Source organism: Variovorax sp. P4_B10 (genome assembly GCF_056402375.1).
Map to the genome: position 1 here is coordinate 1 of NZ_JBFUHN010000026.1, position 15,591 is coordinate 15,591.

Annotated in this window: 14 protein-coding genes; 8 read left to right on the plus strand and 6 right to left on the minus strand. The window is 67.9% G+C overall.

All coding sequences use genetic code 11. The annotated features are described in order from the left end of the window. Nucleotides 1-277: 277 nt before the first annotated feature. Entirely contained in the window at nt 278-1,168 is an 891-nt protein-coding gene (locus AC1DXX_RS14100; protein WP_478134825.1) for an ABC transporter permease, read from the plus strand. A 21-nt stretch (nt 1,169-1,189) separates the two neighbouring features. On the opposite strand, the gene AC1DXX_RS14105 is transcribed toward AC1DXX_RS14100, so the two are convergent. Beyond that, nucleotides 1,190-5,026, minus strand: coding sequence for a M48 family metallopeptidase (locus AC1DXX_RS14105; RefSeq protein ID WP_478134826.1), 3,837 nt, complete (start codon nt 5,024-5,026; stop codon nt 1,190-1,192). Between the two features lie 133 nt (nt 5,027-5,159). Here AC1DXX_RS14105 and AC1DXX_RS14110 point away from each other — a divergent pair, with 133 nt between their 5' ends. The 6 genes from AC1DXX_RS14110 (at nt 5,160) to AC1DXX_RS14135 (ending at nt 9,668) form a co-directional block, all read left to right on the plus strand. Continuing rightward, nucleotides 5,160-6,284 (plus strand): sterol desaturase family protein, encoded by a 1,125-nt coding sequence (locus AC1DXX_RS14110; RefSeq protein WP_478134827.1) that lies wholly within the window; start codon nt 5,160-5,162, stop codon nt 6,282-6,284. After that, the gene (locus tag AC1DXX_RS14115) at nt 6,284-7,075 is read left to right on the plus strand and encodes a YaeF family permuted papain-like enzyme (RefSeq protein WP_478134828.1); all 792 of its coding nucleotides are present in this window, start codon (nt 6,284-6,286) and stop codon (nt 7,073-7,075) included. Before AC1DXX_RS14110 ends, AC1DXX_RS14115 begins: the two co-directional genes overlap by 1 nt. Before the next feature lie 5 nt (nt 7,076-7,080). Continuing rightward, nucleotides 7,081-8,313 carry a BaiN/RdsA family NAD(P)/FAD-dependent oxidoreductase gene (locus tag AC1DXX_RS14120; RefSeq protein WP_478134829.1) on the plus strand — a complete coding sequence of 411 codons (1,233 nt, stop codon included), beginning with the start codon at nt 7,081-7,083 and terminating at the stop codon, nt 8,311-8,313. Between the two features lie 110 nt (nt 8,314-8,423). Further along, nucleotides 8,424-8,636: a 30S ribosomal protein S21 gene (gene rpsU, locus AC1DXX_RS14125; protein ID WP_007833691.1), complete on the plus strand. Its 213-nt coding sequence runs from the start codon at nt 8,424-8,426 to the stop codon at nt 8,634-8,636. Nucleotides 8,637-8,745: 109 nt separating this feature from the next. Then, a complete protein-coding gene (locus AC1DXX_RS14130) occupies nt 8,746-9,195 on the plus strand; it encodes a GatB/YqeY domain-containing protein (protein ID WP_478134830.1) in 450 nt (149 codons plus the stop codon). After that, a complete protein-coding gene (locus tag AC1DXX_RS14135) occupies nt 9,195-9,668 on the plus strand; it encodes an NUDIX domain-containing protein (protein ID WP_478134831.1) in 474 nt (157 codons plus the stop codon). The genes AC1DXX_RS14130 and AC1DXX_RS14135 overlap by 1 nt, the downstream gene beginning before the upstream one ends. Before the next feature lie 12 nt (nt 9,669-9,680). On the opposite strand, the gene AC1DXX_RS14140 is transcribed toward AC1DXX_RS14135, so the two are convergent. Next, nucleotides 9,681-10,439: a sulfite exporter TauE/SafE family protein gene (locus AC1DXX_RS14140; protein ID WP_478134832.1), complete on the minus strand. Its 759-nt coding sequence runs from the start codon at nt 10,437-10,439 to the stop codon at nt 9,681-9,683. Nucleotides 10,440-10,541: 102 nt separating this feature from the next. On the opposite strand from AC1DXX_RS14140, the gene AC1DXX_RS14145 reads away from it, so the two are divergent. Further along, nucleotides 10,542-11,447 carry a LysR family transcriptional regulator gene (locus tag AC1DXX_RS14145; RefSeq protein WP_478134833.1) on the plus strand — a complete coding sequence of 302 codons (906 nt, stop codon included), beginning with the start codon at nt 10,542-10,544 and terminating at the stop codon, nt 11,445-11,447. Here AC1DXX_RS14145 and AC1DXX_RS14150 read toward each other — a convergent pair. From AC1DXX_RS14150 to AC1DXX_RS14165, 4 genes are read right to left on the minus strand one after another with little or no spacing between them, the layout of a single operon-like run. Next, the gene (locus AC1DXX_RS14150) at nt 11,434-12,432 is read right to left on the minus strand and encodes an SDR family oxidoreductase (RefSeq protein ID WP_478134834.1); all 999 of its coding nucleotides are present in this window, start codon (nt 12,430-12,432) and stop codon (nt 11,434-11,436) included. The genes AC1DXX_RS14145 and AC1DXX_RS14150 overlap by 14 nt on opposite strands. Beyond that, entirely contained in the window at nt 12,429-13,331 is a 903-nt protein-coding gene (locus AC1DXX_RS14155) for a bile acid:sodium symporter family protein (RefSeq protein WP_478134835.1), read from the minus strand. The genes AC1DXX_RS14150 and AC1DXX_RS14155 overlap by 4 nt, the downstream gene beginning before the upstream one ends. An 18-nt stretch (nt 13,332-13,349) precedes the next feature. After that, the gene (locus AC1DXX_RS14160; protein WP_478134836.1) at nt 13,350-14,678 is read right to left on the minus strand and encodes a flavin-containing monooxygenase; all 1,329 of its coding nucleotides are present in this window, start codon (nt 14,676-14,678) and stop codon (nt 13,350-13,352) included. Further along, nucleotides 14,678-15,499, minus strand: a complete 822-nt coding sequence (locus AC1DXX_RS14165) for an SDR family oxidoreductase (protein ID WP_478134837.1) — start codon at nt 15,497-15,499, stop codon at nt 14,678-14,680. The genes AC1DXX_RS14160 and AC1DXX_RS14165 overlap by 1 nt, the downstream gene beginning before the upstream one ends. Nucleotides 15,500-15,591: the final 92 nt, after the last annotated feature.

The following is a 15,591-nucleotide window of genomic DNA, read 5'->3' on the forward strand; positions in this document are numbered from 1 at the left end:
GTTCAGGGCGCGCTCACGCCGACGGTGTGCTCTGCTCCGCGAATGTCCCCCGGCGCGGCCTARGGCCGCAGGCCTCCTCCTTTATTTCGCTGCGCAGAGCACACCATCGGCGTGATCGCTCAGCGCAGYGGTTGATCGGCCGCAAACCAGCAGCGTGCCCCGTGCACAGGGCACCGGGTGCTCCCCGCAGCGAAATAAAGGAGGAGCGAAGCGGGGGACATTCGCGGAGGGGAGCACCCGGTGGCCTGTGCACACGCCCTGAAGGCCCCACACACCAATGACCCAACACATCCGAGAACAACGCGCCCCCGGCTTCTGGCCTTTGGCGATCGTGTTCGCCCTCTTCGTGCTGTTCCTCTACGGCCCGATGATCACGATCTTCATCCTGAGCTTCCAGGGCCCCGAGGGCGGCCTGACCTTCCCGCTGCGCGGGTTGTCGCTGCACTGGTTCTACAAGCTGGCCGAGGGTTTGGGCACCGTCGACATCGGCGCAGCCTTCAGGCGCTCGCTGGCACTGGGCGCGGTGGTGATGGCCTTCACCGTCGTGCTGTCGGTGCTGGCCGGGCTCGCGTTCCGCAAGAAACTCAAGGGCGGCAACGCCCTGTTCTTCGTCACGGTCGCGAGCCTCATCATGCCGTCGATCATCATTTCGCTCGGCATCGGCCTGCAGTTCCGCCTGCTCGACACCGGCATCAAGGGCGTGCTTGCGGCGATGGACGCCACCACGCTGCTCGAAGGCTACGGCACCGCGCTCGGCCTGTTCAGTTCCGCCCTGGGTGCTCACCTGACATGGACGCTGCCCTTCGGCCTGCTCATCATGTTCGCGGTGTTCAACCGCTTCAACCCGGCCTACGAGGAAGCCGCGCGCGACCTGGGCGCCACGCCGTGGCAGACCTTCCGCTTCGTGGTGCTGCCGTTGATCGGCCCGTCGATCGTCGGCATCGGCATGTTCGGCTTCACGCTGTCGTGGGACGAGATCGCCCGCACCTCGCAGGCCATCGGCGACGTCAACACGCTGCCCCTCGAGCTGCAGGGGCTGACGTCGACGGTCACGACGCCTTCGATCTATGCGCTGGGGACGGTGACCACCGTCGTTTCGCTGCTCGTCATGGCCGCGGCGCTGGGCACGGCTGCGCTTCTGCGTCGCAGGGCCGTGCAGCCGCACTGACCTACACGGCCGCCGCGCGCCTCAACCGAAGTAGGGGTGCTCCACGGGGAACAGCGCCCGTTTGACGAAAGTGCGCCATTGCGCCGGCGCGCGCGAGCCCAGCACGATCAGACCCGCGCTGTAGGCCTGCGCCCGGTACTGCGGCGTCAAGCCCGCGAGAGCCTGTTCGGCCTGGCGCGGGTCCTTGCTGGTCTTCAGGACATTCACAAATGCGCGCATTCGCTGCGCGTCCTCGGGCGACAGGTACTTGAGCAACGCCATCTGCCTGTCTGTCGACCGCCCATGCTTGATGGCGAGGCCGACGCCAGGCAGCAGCGACTCGAAGTTGCCGACCGTCATCGCTTGGCCGGCATCGAGCGCCTTTGCCACCTGCTTCTGGCTCGCGCCTTCCGACGCGCCGATGAGTACCAGCAGGGACACGGACGGCTGCGCGTTCGCAGTTGCAATGTCGAAGGCCTTGTCCAGATTGCCGCGGCTCATCTCGATGTAGCCGAACGTCGCGCTGTCCGGTGGAATGTCCTTGCCGGTGCGAAGAAGCTGCTGCATCTGAAGGAAACTCGACTTGGCCGCAAGGTCGTCGATCGACACGGTCTCGCCCTGCTCGATACGCCGGATGCGCGCCAGGTCGTCGGTCGTGATGTTGCTGAGGAAGAGCGCCTTGGCCCCTGCTCTTTCGTAGGCGCGGCGCGCTTCGGGCCAGGCCTGCTCACCGGCCCAGGCATGCCCCGCGGCAAAGGCGTACCAAGCGCTGTCCGGGTGCTCCGCCGCGCCCTTCTTGAACGCCGCGTCCTTGGCAGCGCCGTCGCTCATGCAGCGCACTACCAAGTAGCCCAGGTCTTCCGCCTCGGGGTGGGATCGGGCCAGCGCGCGATGCTGGCTGCAGACGCGCTCGCGCTCTTCGGGCGTCTCGGCCTGGTTCTGCTGTTCGCGCAGCGAAGCGACTTCGAGCGGCGCGCGCGCCAGCCGCGCGGCAATGATCTGTGCGCGACTTTCGGGGGCAAACTGATCGGCCGCAGCCAGCCATTCGAGCAGGTAGGCCGACTGGCCCGAGTCCCACTTGCCGTGCGTCTCAATGAGCGCCTTGCGGTCGCTCTCGCTGTCGACCATGTTCAGGACGTTGTTCGCCGAGCGGGTTTCCGGGCCGCTGACGACCGAGCGCATGCCGCCGCTGCTGCCCTTGCTGGTGGTGATCTGCCGGGGCGGCGGTTCGAACAGCGCGTCGGCGGACTGCGTCGACCAGCGCGGCGCGCCGAGCTTTCTTTCGGGCGGCGGAGTTCCCTGCCCGTACACCGCCGTCCACGCCACCAGCGGCGCCGCCGCGGCCACGTTGTAGACGTAGCGCACTCCGATCAGCTCGGAGCTGGCGGAGAACGATTCGATCTCCTGCCCCTCAGCCGTGCGCGCGCTCACCTCGACCGGCTTGTCCGCCTCAACCTCGAAGTGCCGCGTGCCGCCCGGCGGGATCGTCCCGCTGCTGCCGCCCACGCGAACCTTCACCTCGCGATCGAGCCCGTTGTAGGCAATCACGCTGGCGCTGCCGAGCGTGGTGCTGATGCCCATCAGGCTCGCGATCACACCGCCGGCCACGGTGAGACGCGCCGCGCCGGCCCACCAGCCATCCGCGGTCTGGAACCGCGACCAGGCATCGAGCTTCGTCTGGCGCGGGCGTTCGTTTCCGTTCGTCAGCGTAGCGTAGGTCGTTGGCACCACGGGCGCTGCCGGCGTGTCGCCAGCGGGGATCTGCGACAGGGCGACGTCGGCCAGGCGGGCCTCGGTGCCCAGCAACTGGTCGAGTGCCGCCCTGCGCAGGCTGCCCAGGGCACGCACCATGGGCCGCACCCAGCTGTCCGAGGCCCGGATCCATTCGTTGATGTTTTCGCGCGTCGGGTAGCCGAAGCTGAATTCGCCCACCATCGCCGCCCAGCTCTCACGGCCCATCAGCGCCAGTGCCACGGGTCCAGCCTCGATGCCGGGTGCATCCTTTGCGATCTCGGCCATGCCGCTGAAAAGTGCGCTGGCGTTCGCCAGCACACGCTGGGCCTCGGCTTCGTTGGTCTTGCGCTTGGCCGTGACCATGACCAGGGTGTTGAGCATGGCCAACTGCAAGTCGATCAGGTCCGCCTCGACGTGCTCGGCGTAGTGCAGAAGTCGCAACTGGGCCAGCCACCCCGCCTCCCACTCGAGGCCCCGCACAGCGGCCAGCGCGTGCAGCGTGGAGCGACAGCGACGGTCGTGCGCCTCGAGGTCGTGCTCGACCGCGGCGATATCGCGTGCGACTTCGTCGATGGCCCCTGCCAGGTCGCGCTTCCTGATCGCCTTGCCGCGATGCTCCAGGCGTGGGCCTTCGCTCTTGGCGATGCCGTCCTGCACGGCTACCAGCGCGGCCCGTTCGTGCCGCAGCGCCTCGAGCCGCTCGAGCGCGTCCGACAGCGATTCCGGGTAAAGCCCCGGCAACGCAGCGGCCACGTCCGAGGCGCTGATTCGCTCGAACAGTTGCTCGGCCGTGTGCTGCGAACGCGTGACGGCCCGCCCCAGGTACACGCCGAGGTAACGCCGCTTGTACGACTCCCGGTCGTACTCCGCGTCGAGCGCCTGCGCCGCGGCTTCGCGCGTGAAGGCCTCCGGCGGAGGGACGACGTGGCTGATCATGGCGCCGCAAATGCGCTCGCGGAAGGCAGACGCTTCGTCGAAAAGCTCCCATGCGGAGCTTTCACGGGTTTCGGCCGGGAGGTAGACCTTCTTCGCATTTTCCTCGCGCTCATGGCTGGCGGGGTGCGTGGCCCACATGCGTGACACCGACACCCTGTTGCGCTTGAAGATGCGATGTGCCGCGGGGCCGCCCGCAGGCACGGGAGGCGGGACGCCGTAGGCCGGGTCGTCATAGATCACGCGCAGCTTCTGGATGATCAGGGACTGGATGTCGTAGAGGTCGAGCGCGGCGCTGCCCTTGTGCAGTTGCTGGTTGGCGAACTCGAGGGTCCGGTCCCAGGCCGCGTCGGCCGCCTGCATCTTGTAGAGCGCATTGATCAACGCGTCGCTGCCCGCCAGGCTCACCGACACGCGGTCGGCCTGGAACTCCATCTCCCGCGACAAGGCGCGGTCGGCCAGCACCACGAGGCGGAACAGGCTGTCCACCACCGAGCGGATGGACCACACCAACAGCGAAAACAACCAACCGATCCAGGCGATGCGGATGTCGGTGCGCGAGAGGCCTTCGAGAAAGCGGTCAAGCCCGTCGCGCTTGGCCACGATGTGCGCCGCGATCTGCTGCGCCAAGTAAACCCAGCGGCCGACCGCCATGCTGCGCTGTGCAAAGTGCCCGAACTCGTGCGCGAGCACCGCCTTGAACTCGGAAACAGTCAGCACGTTGACCAGCGGCAGCCCGATCTCCAAGTTTTTCTTCGAGGGAAGAAAGAAATTGAGCAGCGAGAGGTCGTAGAACACCGCCGCATTGACCCGCGACGACACGTAGACCTTGGCCGGCCGCGGCGCCCGGGCTTCATCCGCGAGCCGGTGGAGAAAGGCGAAGAGCCGGGGCTGCTCAGCCGCAGTGATCTCGGTCAGGCCGCCCATTTCGCCGCGCCGCACGAATACCAGCGCCTTCAGCATGAACACCGCGAGGAACGCAGCGCCGAAGCCCACCAGCGTCAGCAGCATTCCGTCGCGCGACCCATATATCGAAGCTCGGAAGGAGAAGTAGGCCTTCCACGCGAGCCAGCCCGAGAACAGAAGATAGGCCGCCACGAACGCCAGCAGCGCCACCATTGCAAGCCACGCCTGTCGCCTGTAGGCGGGCGACGCCTTCGCGAGTTGACTCCCTGCGCCAGCGGGGCCCGCTGGATAAAGTTGATCGACCATGTTTCTCCCTCTTCCTCGCATAAATCGTTGCTCTTCGGACCTGCGGCTAGCACCTATCGGTCCATGCCGCCGATAATTCCACCTCGTTGCGTGTGGATTCTTACATTTGCAAACAAACAGACAGAGGGAAAAAGTGCTCGAGAAACTCAATGAATTCACGGAAAGCCACGGCGAGTTGCGCCGTGGCCAAGGCCTCGTCACCGGAACCATCGCACTGAGCCTGGGCATCCTGTGCTTCCTGGGCGTGCTGGCTTTCCACTTTCCGCAGTACCTCACCACGCCCGAGCTGCGCAAGAGCTACAACGTCGACGTGATGCGCTTCATCCTGCTGGCGGCGCTGGTGGTGTCGGGCGGGCTTTCGCTGGTCAACATCATCTTCAACCGCTCGCGCTGGCTGTCGTCGGCCGCGTTCCTGCTGGTGGTGGCCTCGGCCCTGCTCGGCGGGCACAAGGTGCCGGTGCACGACTTCGCCGACAACACGCCCTACATCGGGCTGGACTGGTTCATCCTCGACCTCCTGGGCTCGTCGCTGATCTTCATCTTCATCGAGAAGCTGTTCGCGCTGCGAAAAGACCAGCCCGTGTTCCGTGCAGAGTGGCAGACCGACTTCCACCACTTCGTGGTGAACCACATGATCGTGGGCTTCGTGCTGCTGGCCACCAACCTGATGGTGCACAAGCTCTTCGGCTGGGCCGCCAACGACGGCATCCGCGGCTGGGTCGGCGGCCTGCCGTTCTGGGCCGGCCTGCTGTTGATCGTGCTGGTGGCCGACCTCGTGCAGTACTGGACGCACCGCGCCTACCACGAGGTGCCCGTGCTGTGGCGCCTGCACGCGGTGCACCACAGCGTCAAGAGCATGGACTGGATGGCGGGCTCGCGCCAGCACATCCTGGAGCTGCTGATCACGCGCACGCTGGTGCTGGCGCCGATCTATGTCTTCGGTTTCAGCAAGGAAGTGATCGACGCCTACATCGTGGTGGTCGGCTTCCAGGCGGTGTTCAACCATTGCAACGTGAGCGTGCGCCTCGGGCCGCTGCGCTACATCATCGTCACGCCCAACTTCCACCACTGGCACCACAGCCAGGATATCGAGGCGCTCGACAAGAACTACGCGGCGCACTACGCCTTCCTCGACTACATCTTCGGCACCGCGGTGAAGAGCACCAAGCTCTGGCCCGAGAAATACGGCGTGCTGGGCGACTACGTGCCCAATGGCTTCCTCAAGCAGTTGAAGTTCCCGTTCGTCTGGAAAGGATGATGCGCGCCGCTCTTGTTCGCGCCGCCGCGCTCGTGGCTGCGGCGGGTGCCGCGCTGCTGCTTTCGGCCTGCGCCACCCGGGTCGACCTGCCCACCAAGGATGCCGGCCTGCGCCTGCGCGTGCAAAGTTCCGTCATCGCGCCGGGCAACGGCGGCGAGCTCATCGCGGCCGACGCGCTGGCGCCCGGCGACATCCTGCTGACCTCGATCGCCACGGTCAATTCCTTCGGCATCCGCCTGGGCACCTTCTCGCCGGTGAGCCACGCGGTGCTCTACCTGGGTGACGGGCAGATCGCCGAAGCCGTGGGCACCGGCGTGCGCGCGCGGCCGCTGGCCGACGTGGTGGACGAAGAGCAGATGGTCGTAGCTTTCCGCGTGCCCGGCCTCGACGCAACAGGCGTCGAGAAGATCCGCACCTGGGCCAACTCGCAGGTCGGCGCCCGCTACAACACCACGGGCGTGCTGCTGAACGCGCCCTTCGTGCTGAACCGGCGCCTGTGCGAGTTGCCGCTGATCCCGGCCTCCGTCAGCAACTACTGCATCAGCGGCATGGCGATGGTGCAGCTGGGCGCGAGCCGCGACGACCAGTTCTTCTGCTCGCAGTTCGTGCTCGAGGCTTACCGGCAGTCCGGCCTGCCGATCACCGCGGCCGATCCGCGCTGGGTGAGCCCGGCCGACCTGCTGCACATGCGCGAGGGCGACGTGCCCTCGATCGCCGCCACGCAGCCGCTGCGCTACATCGGGCACCTGAAGTACAACGCGCCGCCGCTGCTGGCGGCGGATGGGCCCTGACTGTCTTGAGCGCTGCTTTCCAATTCGACGTCGTCGTGGTCGGCGCCGGTGCCGCCGGCCTGTTCTGCGCAGCGCTGGCCGGCCAGCGCGGGCTCAAGGTGCTGCTGGTCGACCACAGCGAAAAAGTCGGCGAGAAGATTCGCATCTCGGGCGGCGGCCGGGCCAACTTCACCAACCGCGACCTCGACGTGCGCGCGCCGCAGCGCCATTTCATCGGCGACAACCCGAACTTCTGCCGCTCGGCGCTGTCGCGCTATGCGCCGCAGCAGTTCATCGACCTGGTGCAGAAGCACGGCATCGCGTACCACGAGAAGCACAAGGGGCAGCTGTTCTGCGATGGCTCGTCGCAGCAGATCGTCGACATGCTGCTGGCCGAATGCGCGGCGGGCGGCGTCACGCGCTGGCAGCCGTGCAAACTCGGGAACATTGCCTTTTCAGCAGCCACATCCGATGGAACGGGCGCCGGGAGCTATCAAATTGATAGCGATCGAGGCCCCATCGAGACGCCGAAGCTCGTGGTGGCGACGGGCGGCCTGTCGATCCCCCAGATCGGGGCCTCCGACTTCGGCTACCGCCTCGCCGCGCAGTTCGGCCTGCGCGTCATCACGCCCCGCCCGGCCCTCGTGCCGCTGACTTTCGGCGGCGAAGCCTGGGCGCCCTATGCCGAACTGGCCGGGCTGGCGCTGCCGGTGCGGATCGAAACCGGGGCCAGGAAGGAAAAGACGACTTTCCTCGAAGACCTGCTGTTCACCCACCGCGGACTCTCGGGCCCGGCCGTGCTGCAGATCTCGAGCTACTGGAAGCCCGGAACGCCGCTGACGCTCGATTTCGCGCCGGGCGTGGACGTGGCCGAAGCCCTGGGCGAAGCCAAGCTCCGCTCGAAAAAGCGCATCGCCAACGAGCTGGCCACGCTGGTGCCCTCCCGGCTGGCCGACGCCTGGGTCGGGCAGGACCCGGCCCTGCAGCGCCCCGTCAACGAAGCCGCCGACAAGGCGCTGGCCGCCCTGTCCGAGCGCATCGCCCGCTGGCAGATCACCCCCAGCGGTACCGAGGGCTACAAGAAGGCCGAAGTCACGGCCGGCGGCGTCGACACCCGGGACCTGTCCTCCCAGACCATGGAATCGAAGCAGCCGGGCCTGTATTTCATCGGCGAAGTGGTCGATGTGACGGGCTGGTTGGGCGGATACAACTTCCAATGGGCCTGGGCAAGCGCCCATGCGTGCGCAACCGCGCTATAATCGCGGGCTAACTTTTGGCCTTCCCTCAACGGCCACAAAATTTTTCAGTTGAGGAACCCCGGCTTTGGGCCTCGATCTCCCCGAGCCAACTTCAGTTCAACGATTCATCAATGACCACCATCCGCGTTAAAGAAAACGAGCCCTTCGACGTCGCCCTGCGCCGCTTCAAGCGCACCATCGAAAAGCTCGGCCTGCTGACCGACCTGCGTGCCCGCGAGTTCTACGAAAAGCCGACCGCCGAGCGCAAGCGCAAGAAGGCAGCCGCCGTCAAGCGCCACTACAAGCGCGTGCGCAGCATGCAGCTCCCCAAGAAGCTGTACTAAGCAACGCCCAGGGCAGCTGGCCTTCGACGAAAGTCACCGCCAGCGCCCCGTTGCCTCAGCCGCGCCAGGGAAACCTGCCGCGGCTTTTGTTTTTTCCGAAAGGTTGCGAATGACACTCAAAGAACAGATCACCGAAGACATGAAGACGGCGATGCGCGCCAAGGACTCCGAGCGCCTCGGCACCATCCGCCTGCTGCTGGCCGCCCTGAAGCAGAAGGAAGTCGACGAGCGCATCGAACTCGACGACGCCATGGTCGTCGCCATCGTCGACAAGATGGTCAAGCAGCGCAAGGACTCGATCGCCGCGTTCACGACCGGCGGCCGCGCCGACCTCGCCGACAAGGAAAGCGCCGAGATCAAGGTGCTCGAGGTCTACCTGCCGCAGCGCATGAGCGCCGACGAAGTGGCAACCGCAGTGAAGGCCATCGTGGCCGAACTCGGCGCCAGCGGCCCCGGCGACATGGGCAAGGTGATGGGCGTGGTCAAGACCCGCCTCGCCGGCAAGGCCGACATGGGCCAGGTCAGCGCCGCCGTCAAATCCGCGTTGACGGGCGCCTGATGAGCGACGGCAGCCGCCCCTCCGACCCGATCCTCAAGGCCTGTGCCTGCCTGGTCGACGCAAGGGGCCGGCTGCTGGTGTTCCGCCATCCCGAAGACGGCAACATGCAGTTGCCCAAGGGCACCATCGAGCCCGGCGAATCGCCCGAGGTGGCGGTGCGCCGCGAGCTGCTCGAAGAGTCGGGCATCGACTTCACCGGCGAGCTGCAGTCGCTCGGCACGCTGGACCGCGAATGCGAGGCAGGTGTCGAGGGCAACACCCACCGCCATCCGCAGCACTGGCACCTGTTCCTGATGCGCGCCGAGGGCGCTCTGCCGGAGACCTTCGCGCACACCGCCACCGGCAGCCCCGAAGAAGAAGGCCTGGTGTTCCTGTTCAGCTGGCTCGAGGCCGGCGACCTCACCGGCGACTTCGCCCTGCCCTACCGCCAGACCATCGAACGCGTCCGCACGGCCCTGCTGCTTGCCGCCTGAGCCTGCCCTGCCTCACGCCGCGGCGCGCACGGCCATGTACAGCCCCAGCAGCGCCAGCCCGCTCAGGAAGCAGCGCCGGAACACCGCCACCGGCAGCCGCTGCCGCAGCCAGGTCCCGATCGCCATGCCGCCGATGGCCGGCACCAGCATCGCGACCGACCCGCCCACCGCCGACATCGGATAGCCGCCGTTGCCCGCCAGCCCTATGGCGAGCACCACGGTGGAGGTGGTGAACGAAATCCCCATGGCCTGGATCAGCGCATCGCGCTGGAACCCCAGGGCCTGCAAATAAGGCACGGCCGGCACCACGAACACACCGGTCACGGCCGTCACCAATCCGGTCGCGGCGCCCACCAGCGGCCCCAGCCAGCGCTCGTGCGGCGCGGGCACATGCAGTTGCCGCCCCGTGAGCCCCCAGAGTGCATAGGCCAGCAGCGCCACCCCGAGCGCGACCGAGGCCCAGGCGCCCCCGGGCGCGCCAAGCCACAGCGCGCCGCCCAGCGTGCCCACCACGATCCCCGCCTGCATGCCGCCGATGCGGCGCAGCACCGGCCGGAAGGTCGCGCGCGGCCCGGTCTGCCAGAAGTTGGTGATCAGCGAAGGCGCGATCAGCAGCGCGGCCGCCCGCACCGGCGCCATCCAGAGCGCGAGCAGCGCCATCGACACGGTCGGCAGCCCGAGCCCGATCACGCCCTTGATCACACCGGCCAAAAGAAACACAGCGGCGGCCGCGGCCCAGTGGCCCGTTGCCAGTTCGTTCGATATCGTCATTGCCGGGCAAGTCTGCCGGCCGGGGCCGCCCCTGAAAATGCGGCATTCGCGCAGCCGGCCTCAGGCACAGGCTGAGGCTCCCGTGCTACCTTGCAGCCCACCATGCGATTCGATCTCACCGACCTGCGGCTCTTTCTCAACGTCGTCGAGGCCGGCAGCCTCACCGCCGGCGCCGAGCGCTCGCACATGACGCTGGCCTCGGCCAGCCAACGCGTGCGCGGCATGGAAGAGGCCCTCGGCAGCCCGCTGCTCACGCGCCACGCGCAGGGCGTGCGCCCCACCGAGGCCGGCCGCACGCTGCTGCACCATGCGCGCGTCGTGCTGCAGCAGATGGAGCGGCTGCGCGGCGAGCTCGGCGAATACGGCCAGGGCCTCAAGGGCCACGTGCGGTTCATGTGCGGCACCTCGGCGCTGAACGAGCACCTGCCCGAGGTGCTGAGCCGCTTTCTCGCGCAGCATCCGCGCATCTCGGTCGACCTCGAGGAACGCCCGAGCCCGGACTCCGTCGACGCGCTGCGCGCCGGCCTGTGCGACATCGGCATCGTCTCCGACGCGGTCGGCACCGAAGGTCTCGAATGCCACCCCTTCCGCCGCGACGACCTCGTGCTCGTGATGCCGCGCGGCCATGCGCTGGCCGGACGCCGGCGCGTGCACCTGGCCGAGGTGGCCGACAGCGAATTCGTTGGCCTGACCGAGGACAGCGCGCTGCAGCAACTGGTGACCCAGCATGCCCGCGCGCTCGGCAAGCACCTGGCCTACCGCGTGCGCGTGCGCAACTTCGAGGCCGTGTGCGGGATGGTCGAGCACGGCATCGGCGTGGGCATCGTGCCGCAGACCGCGGCCGTGCGCTGCGCCCGCTCGATGAAGATCGCTCGCGCCGCGCTCGCCGATGCCTGGGCCGAGCGCACGCTGATGGCCTGCGTGCGCTCGTCGGAAGACCTGCCGCTCAATGCGCGGCGGATGCTCGAGCACCTGCTGGCGCCTCTCGACGCCGCTACGACGAAGTGACCGGCCGCCCCTGGCGCGCACGCGCCGCGACGAAGGCATCGAAGGCCTCGCTGCTGGTCTTGCGCGGCACGTAGCCGAAGCGCTCCTTCAGCGCCGTGTTGAGCAGCACCGGCCGGTAGCGCAGGAAGTCGAGCTGCTCAGGGCCGTAGCGGCTTACGCCAAGCGCCGATCCCACGGAGAGCGCCGCCTTGAGCACGCCGGCCGGCCAGCCGGTCGCCTGCTTGCCGAGGCGCGATGCGATCTCGTGGATGGTGAGCACGCCGTCGCCCGCCAGGTTGTAGCAACCGGCCGGCGCGCCGCCGAGCGCATGCGCGATGGCGCCGGTCACATCCTCGTCCCACACGAACACGAAGGGGCTCGCGCTGCCGCGAATGGCGATCAGTCGCTTCTTCTCGAACAGCGCGGTGATCTGGTTGTCGACCCGCTCGCCGAGGATGGTGCCGATGCGCAGCACGGTCTGCGCGAGCGCGGGATGCTTCACGCGCCACGCCGCGAGCATCTCTTCGACCTGCCGCTTGTGGTCGGCATACGCGAACACCGGGTTGCCGCGCAGCGGCTGCGACTCGGTGATCCATGGCGGGTTGTCCGCGTGGTAGCCATAGGCCGCACCGCTCGACGACACCACGATGTGCCGCACGCCCTGCGCCACGCAGGCCTCGAGCACGTTGCGCATGCCGCCCACGTCGACCGAGTGCTCGAAGGCGCGGTTCGAATCCTTGCCCGGCGTGACGATCGAGGCCAAGTGCACGACCGTGTCGATGGCGTGTTCGGCGAGGGTTTGCGCAATGCCGGCATCGCGCACGTCCTGCTGGCGATAGATCACGCCCGGCAGTTGCCGCTGCGCGGGCACCTCGCGCACATCGAGCGCCACGACGACTTCGAGCGAATGCCCCGCCAGCGCCGACAACACGCCACGCCCGAGAAACCCGTCGCCGCCCGTCACGAGCACCCGCCTTGCCGCGGGCATGGCCTGTCCCGCGCTCATGGGACGGCGGGCTTGCGCCCCCACCAGCTCGCCAGCGCGAGGCCCGCGATGATGTCCCAGAAGCCCCACACGCCGGCCACCACCGCCATGCCGCCCAGCCCCCCGAAGAAGCTGAAGATCAGCACCAGCCCGAGTCCCGCGTTGCGGATGCCGACCTCGATCGACACCGCACGCCGGTCGTAGTCGGCCAGGCCCGACAGGCGTGCGCACAGGTAGCCCGTGCCGAAGGCCAGCGCGTCGTGGACCACCACGGCCATCAGCACCAGCCCCACGTAGTCGAGGAAGTAGCGCCAGTTGCCCGCGATCGCACCCACGATGAACGCGATCAGCGCCAGGAAGCTCAGGATCCGCGCCGGCTTCTTGATGCGCGCCGTGAACCGCGGCAGCCTGTGCGCGCAGGCCACGCCCAGCACGAAGGGAATGCCGATGATCATCACGATGTGGCCCAGCATGTCGAACGGGTCGAGCGCGATGGTCTTGAGCAGCGCGGACGCCGTCGGATGCAGCCCGCCCCAGAACGCGAAGTTCAGCGGCATGACCACGATGGAGAGCGCATTCGAGATCGCCGTCATCGACACCGACAGCGCCACGTTGCCGCCCGCACGGTGCGTGAGGATCTGCGAGATGTTCCCCGGCGGGCAGCAGGCCACCAGGATCATGCCCAGCGCGATGCTCGGCCCGGGCTTCAGGATCAGCGTCAGCACGAAGGTCACGGCCGGCAGCACGATGAACTGCGCGCCGATGCCCACCGCCATCGCGCCCGGCATGCGCGCCACGCGCCTGAAGTCGTCGATGCGCGTGTCGAGCGCAATGCCGAACATCAGGAAGCCCAGCACTACGTTGAGCGCCACCAGCGAGGCGGGATTGAAATGCAGTCTGATTTCGTCGACGGGCAGCATGGCGAGGTGGCCCTCTGTTCAGGATGGGTCGGCCAGCGCCGCGGCCGCGCGGCGGACGGCCGCGCGGTAGGTGTCCTTGTGCACGTAGTACGCCATGCGCTCCAGCTTCAGGTACTTGAAGCCGCCCGACAGGTCCGGTGGCGGCCCCTGCACCGCCGCGCGCAGCGCGGCGGCCTTGGGCGACCCCGCGGCCTTCGCACGGAAGTAGCGCGCCAGCAGCTCGGCCTGCTCGTAGCGCCCCTGCCAGCCGATGCCGCTCGCCTCGATCATGCCGAGCACCGCGATGTTCTCGAAGCGCGGCGAGAAGATGTTGAGGTAAAGCCGCGGCGCCATGCCCTGCCAATTGAGCAGCTCGCGGTCGATGAAGGGGTAGTGCAAGGCATAGCCGGTGGCGGCGAGGATCAGGTCGTAGTCGCGCGCGCTGCCGTCCTTGAAATGCACGGTGTGCCCGTCGAGCCGCGCGACGTCTGCGCGCACGCCGATGTCGCCATGGCCGACGTGGTGCAGCACCAGCGAATTCACGATCGGGTGCGACTCGTACATCTTGTAGTCGGGCTTCGGAAAACCGAAGCGCACCGGGTCGCCGGTGAACCACTTGAGCACCGTCGAATCGATTTTCTGCTTGAGCCACGGCGGCAACGGCCGCTTGCCGCCCAGCGTGTCGGCCGGCCTGCCGAACACGTACTTCGGCACGAAGTAGTAGCCGCGCCGCACCGAGATGTCGACGCTCCGTGCGTAGTGCACCGCATCGACCGCGATGTCGCAGCCCGAGTTGCCCGCACCGACGATCAGCACGCGCTTGCCCTTGAAGCGCTCGGGGTGCTTGTAGTCGCTGGTGTGCAGCAGCTCGCCGTCGAAGTGGCCTTCGAACTGCGGCCGCTTGGGCTCGGCGAGCGTGCCGTTGGCGATGACCACGCCCTTGTACTCGGCGGTCTCGATGCGGCCATCGCCCGCGTCGATGCTCACGCGCCAACGCGTGTCGGGCGCGTCGCTGACCGGCTCCACGCGCAGCACCCGCGTGTTGAAGCGAAAGTGCGGCCTCAACCCGAAATGCTCGGCGAAGTCGCTGAAGTAGCGGCGCAGCTCGCGATGGCTCGGGTAGTCGGCCACCGCATCGGGCATCGGGAACTCGGTGAACTCGGTGGTCTTCTTGCTCGATATCAGGTGTGCCGAGTGGTAGACCGTGGAGCGCGGGTTGCCGATGTCCCACAGGCCGCCCACATCGCTGTGCGCCTCGAAGCCCTGGAACGGAACGCCGTGCTTCTGCAGATTGCGTGCCCCGGCGAGCCCGGAAGGGCCGGCGCCGATGAGGGCGATCTGTTCGTGTGTGGGTACGTTGTCGGGCATCAGGTCGGTGGCTGTTTTTCGGAGAGACCGGGAATGGCGGTGGCGCCGGCCTCGCCCACACGCGGCTTGCGCGGTTGCCCGCGCAGCAGCTGGTCGTGCAGCTTCCCGGGCAAGAGGTCGAGCAGCTTCGAGAGCCACCCGATGCGGCGCGGCAGCACGATCTGCTCTCGCCCCGCGCCCACACCCGCCAGCAATCGATGCGCGGCCGTGTCAGCTTCGAGCAGGCCCGGCATCGCGAAGCGGTTGCCCGCGGTCAGCGCAGTGCGGATGTAGCCGGGGCTGACGGTGTGCACCGTGAGGCCCGTCCCGCGCAGCTCGGCGCGCAGGCTTTCAAGATAACGGATCAGGCCCGCCTTGCTGGCGCAGTAGGCGCCGTTGCCCGGCATGCCGCGCCAGCCCGCGATGCTGGCGATGCCGACCAGCGCGCCGCGCTGCTGTGCACGCATCGGCTTCACGAAAGGCTGGAAGGTGGTAGCCGCGCCGAGCAGGTTGATCTCTAGCATGCGGCGCAGCACGGGCAGGTCATCGGCCTCGGCCGTGTCGAAGCCACCGGCCACGCCCGCATTGGCGATCACGAGGTCGGGTACGCCGGCGCGGGCCATCCAATCGGCGGCCATGGCCTGCATGGCCGGGCCGTTCGACACATCGGGCGTGTAGACCGCGCAGCGCTCCGGCGCGAGTGCAGCGAGCGCCTCGAGCTTCGCGACGTCGAGTCCGACCAGCGCCACCTGCGCGCCACTGCCGATCAGTTCGCGAGCCAACGCCTGGCCCAGGCCACCACAGGCTCCGGTGAGGACGACGTTGCGAAACGGCAAGGGCATGGGCGATGAGGTAGCGAGTCGGGTGGCAAAACGCAGCCACTTTAGCCGTGCATCGCCAACGCGCTCCCCGGCGTTTTCCCTTGCGAAGGGCC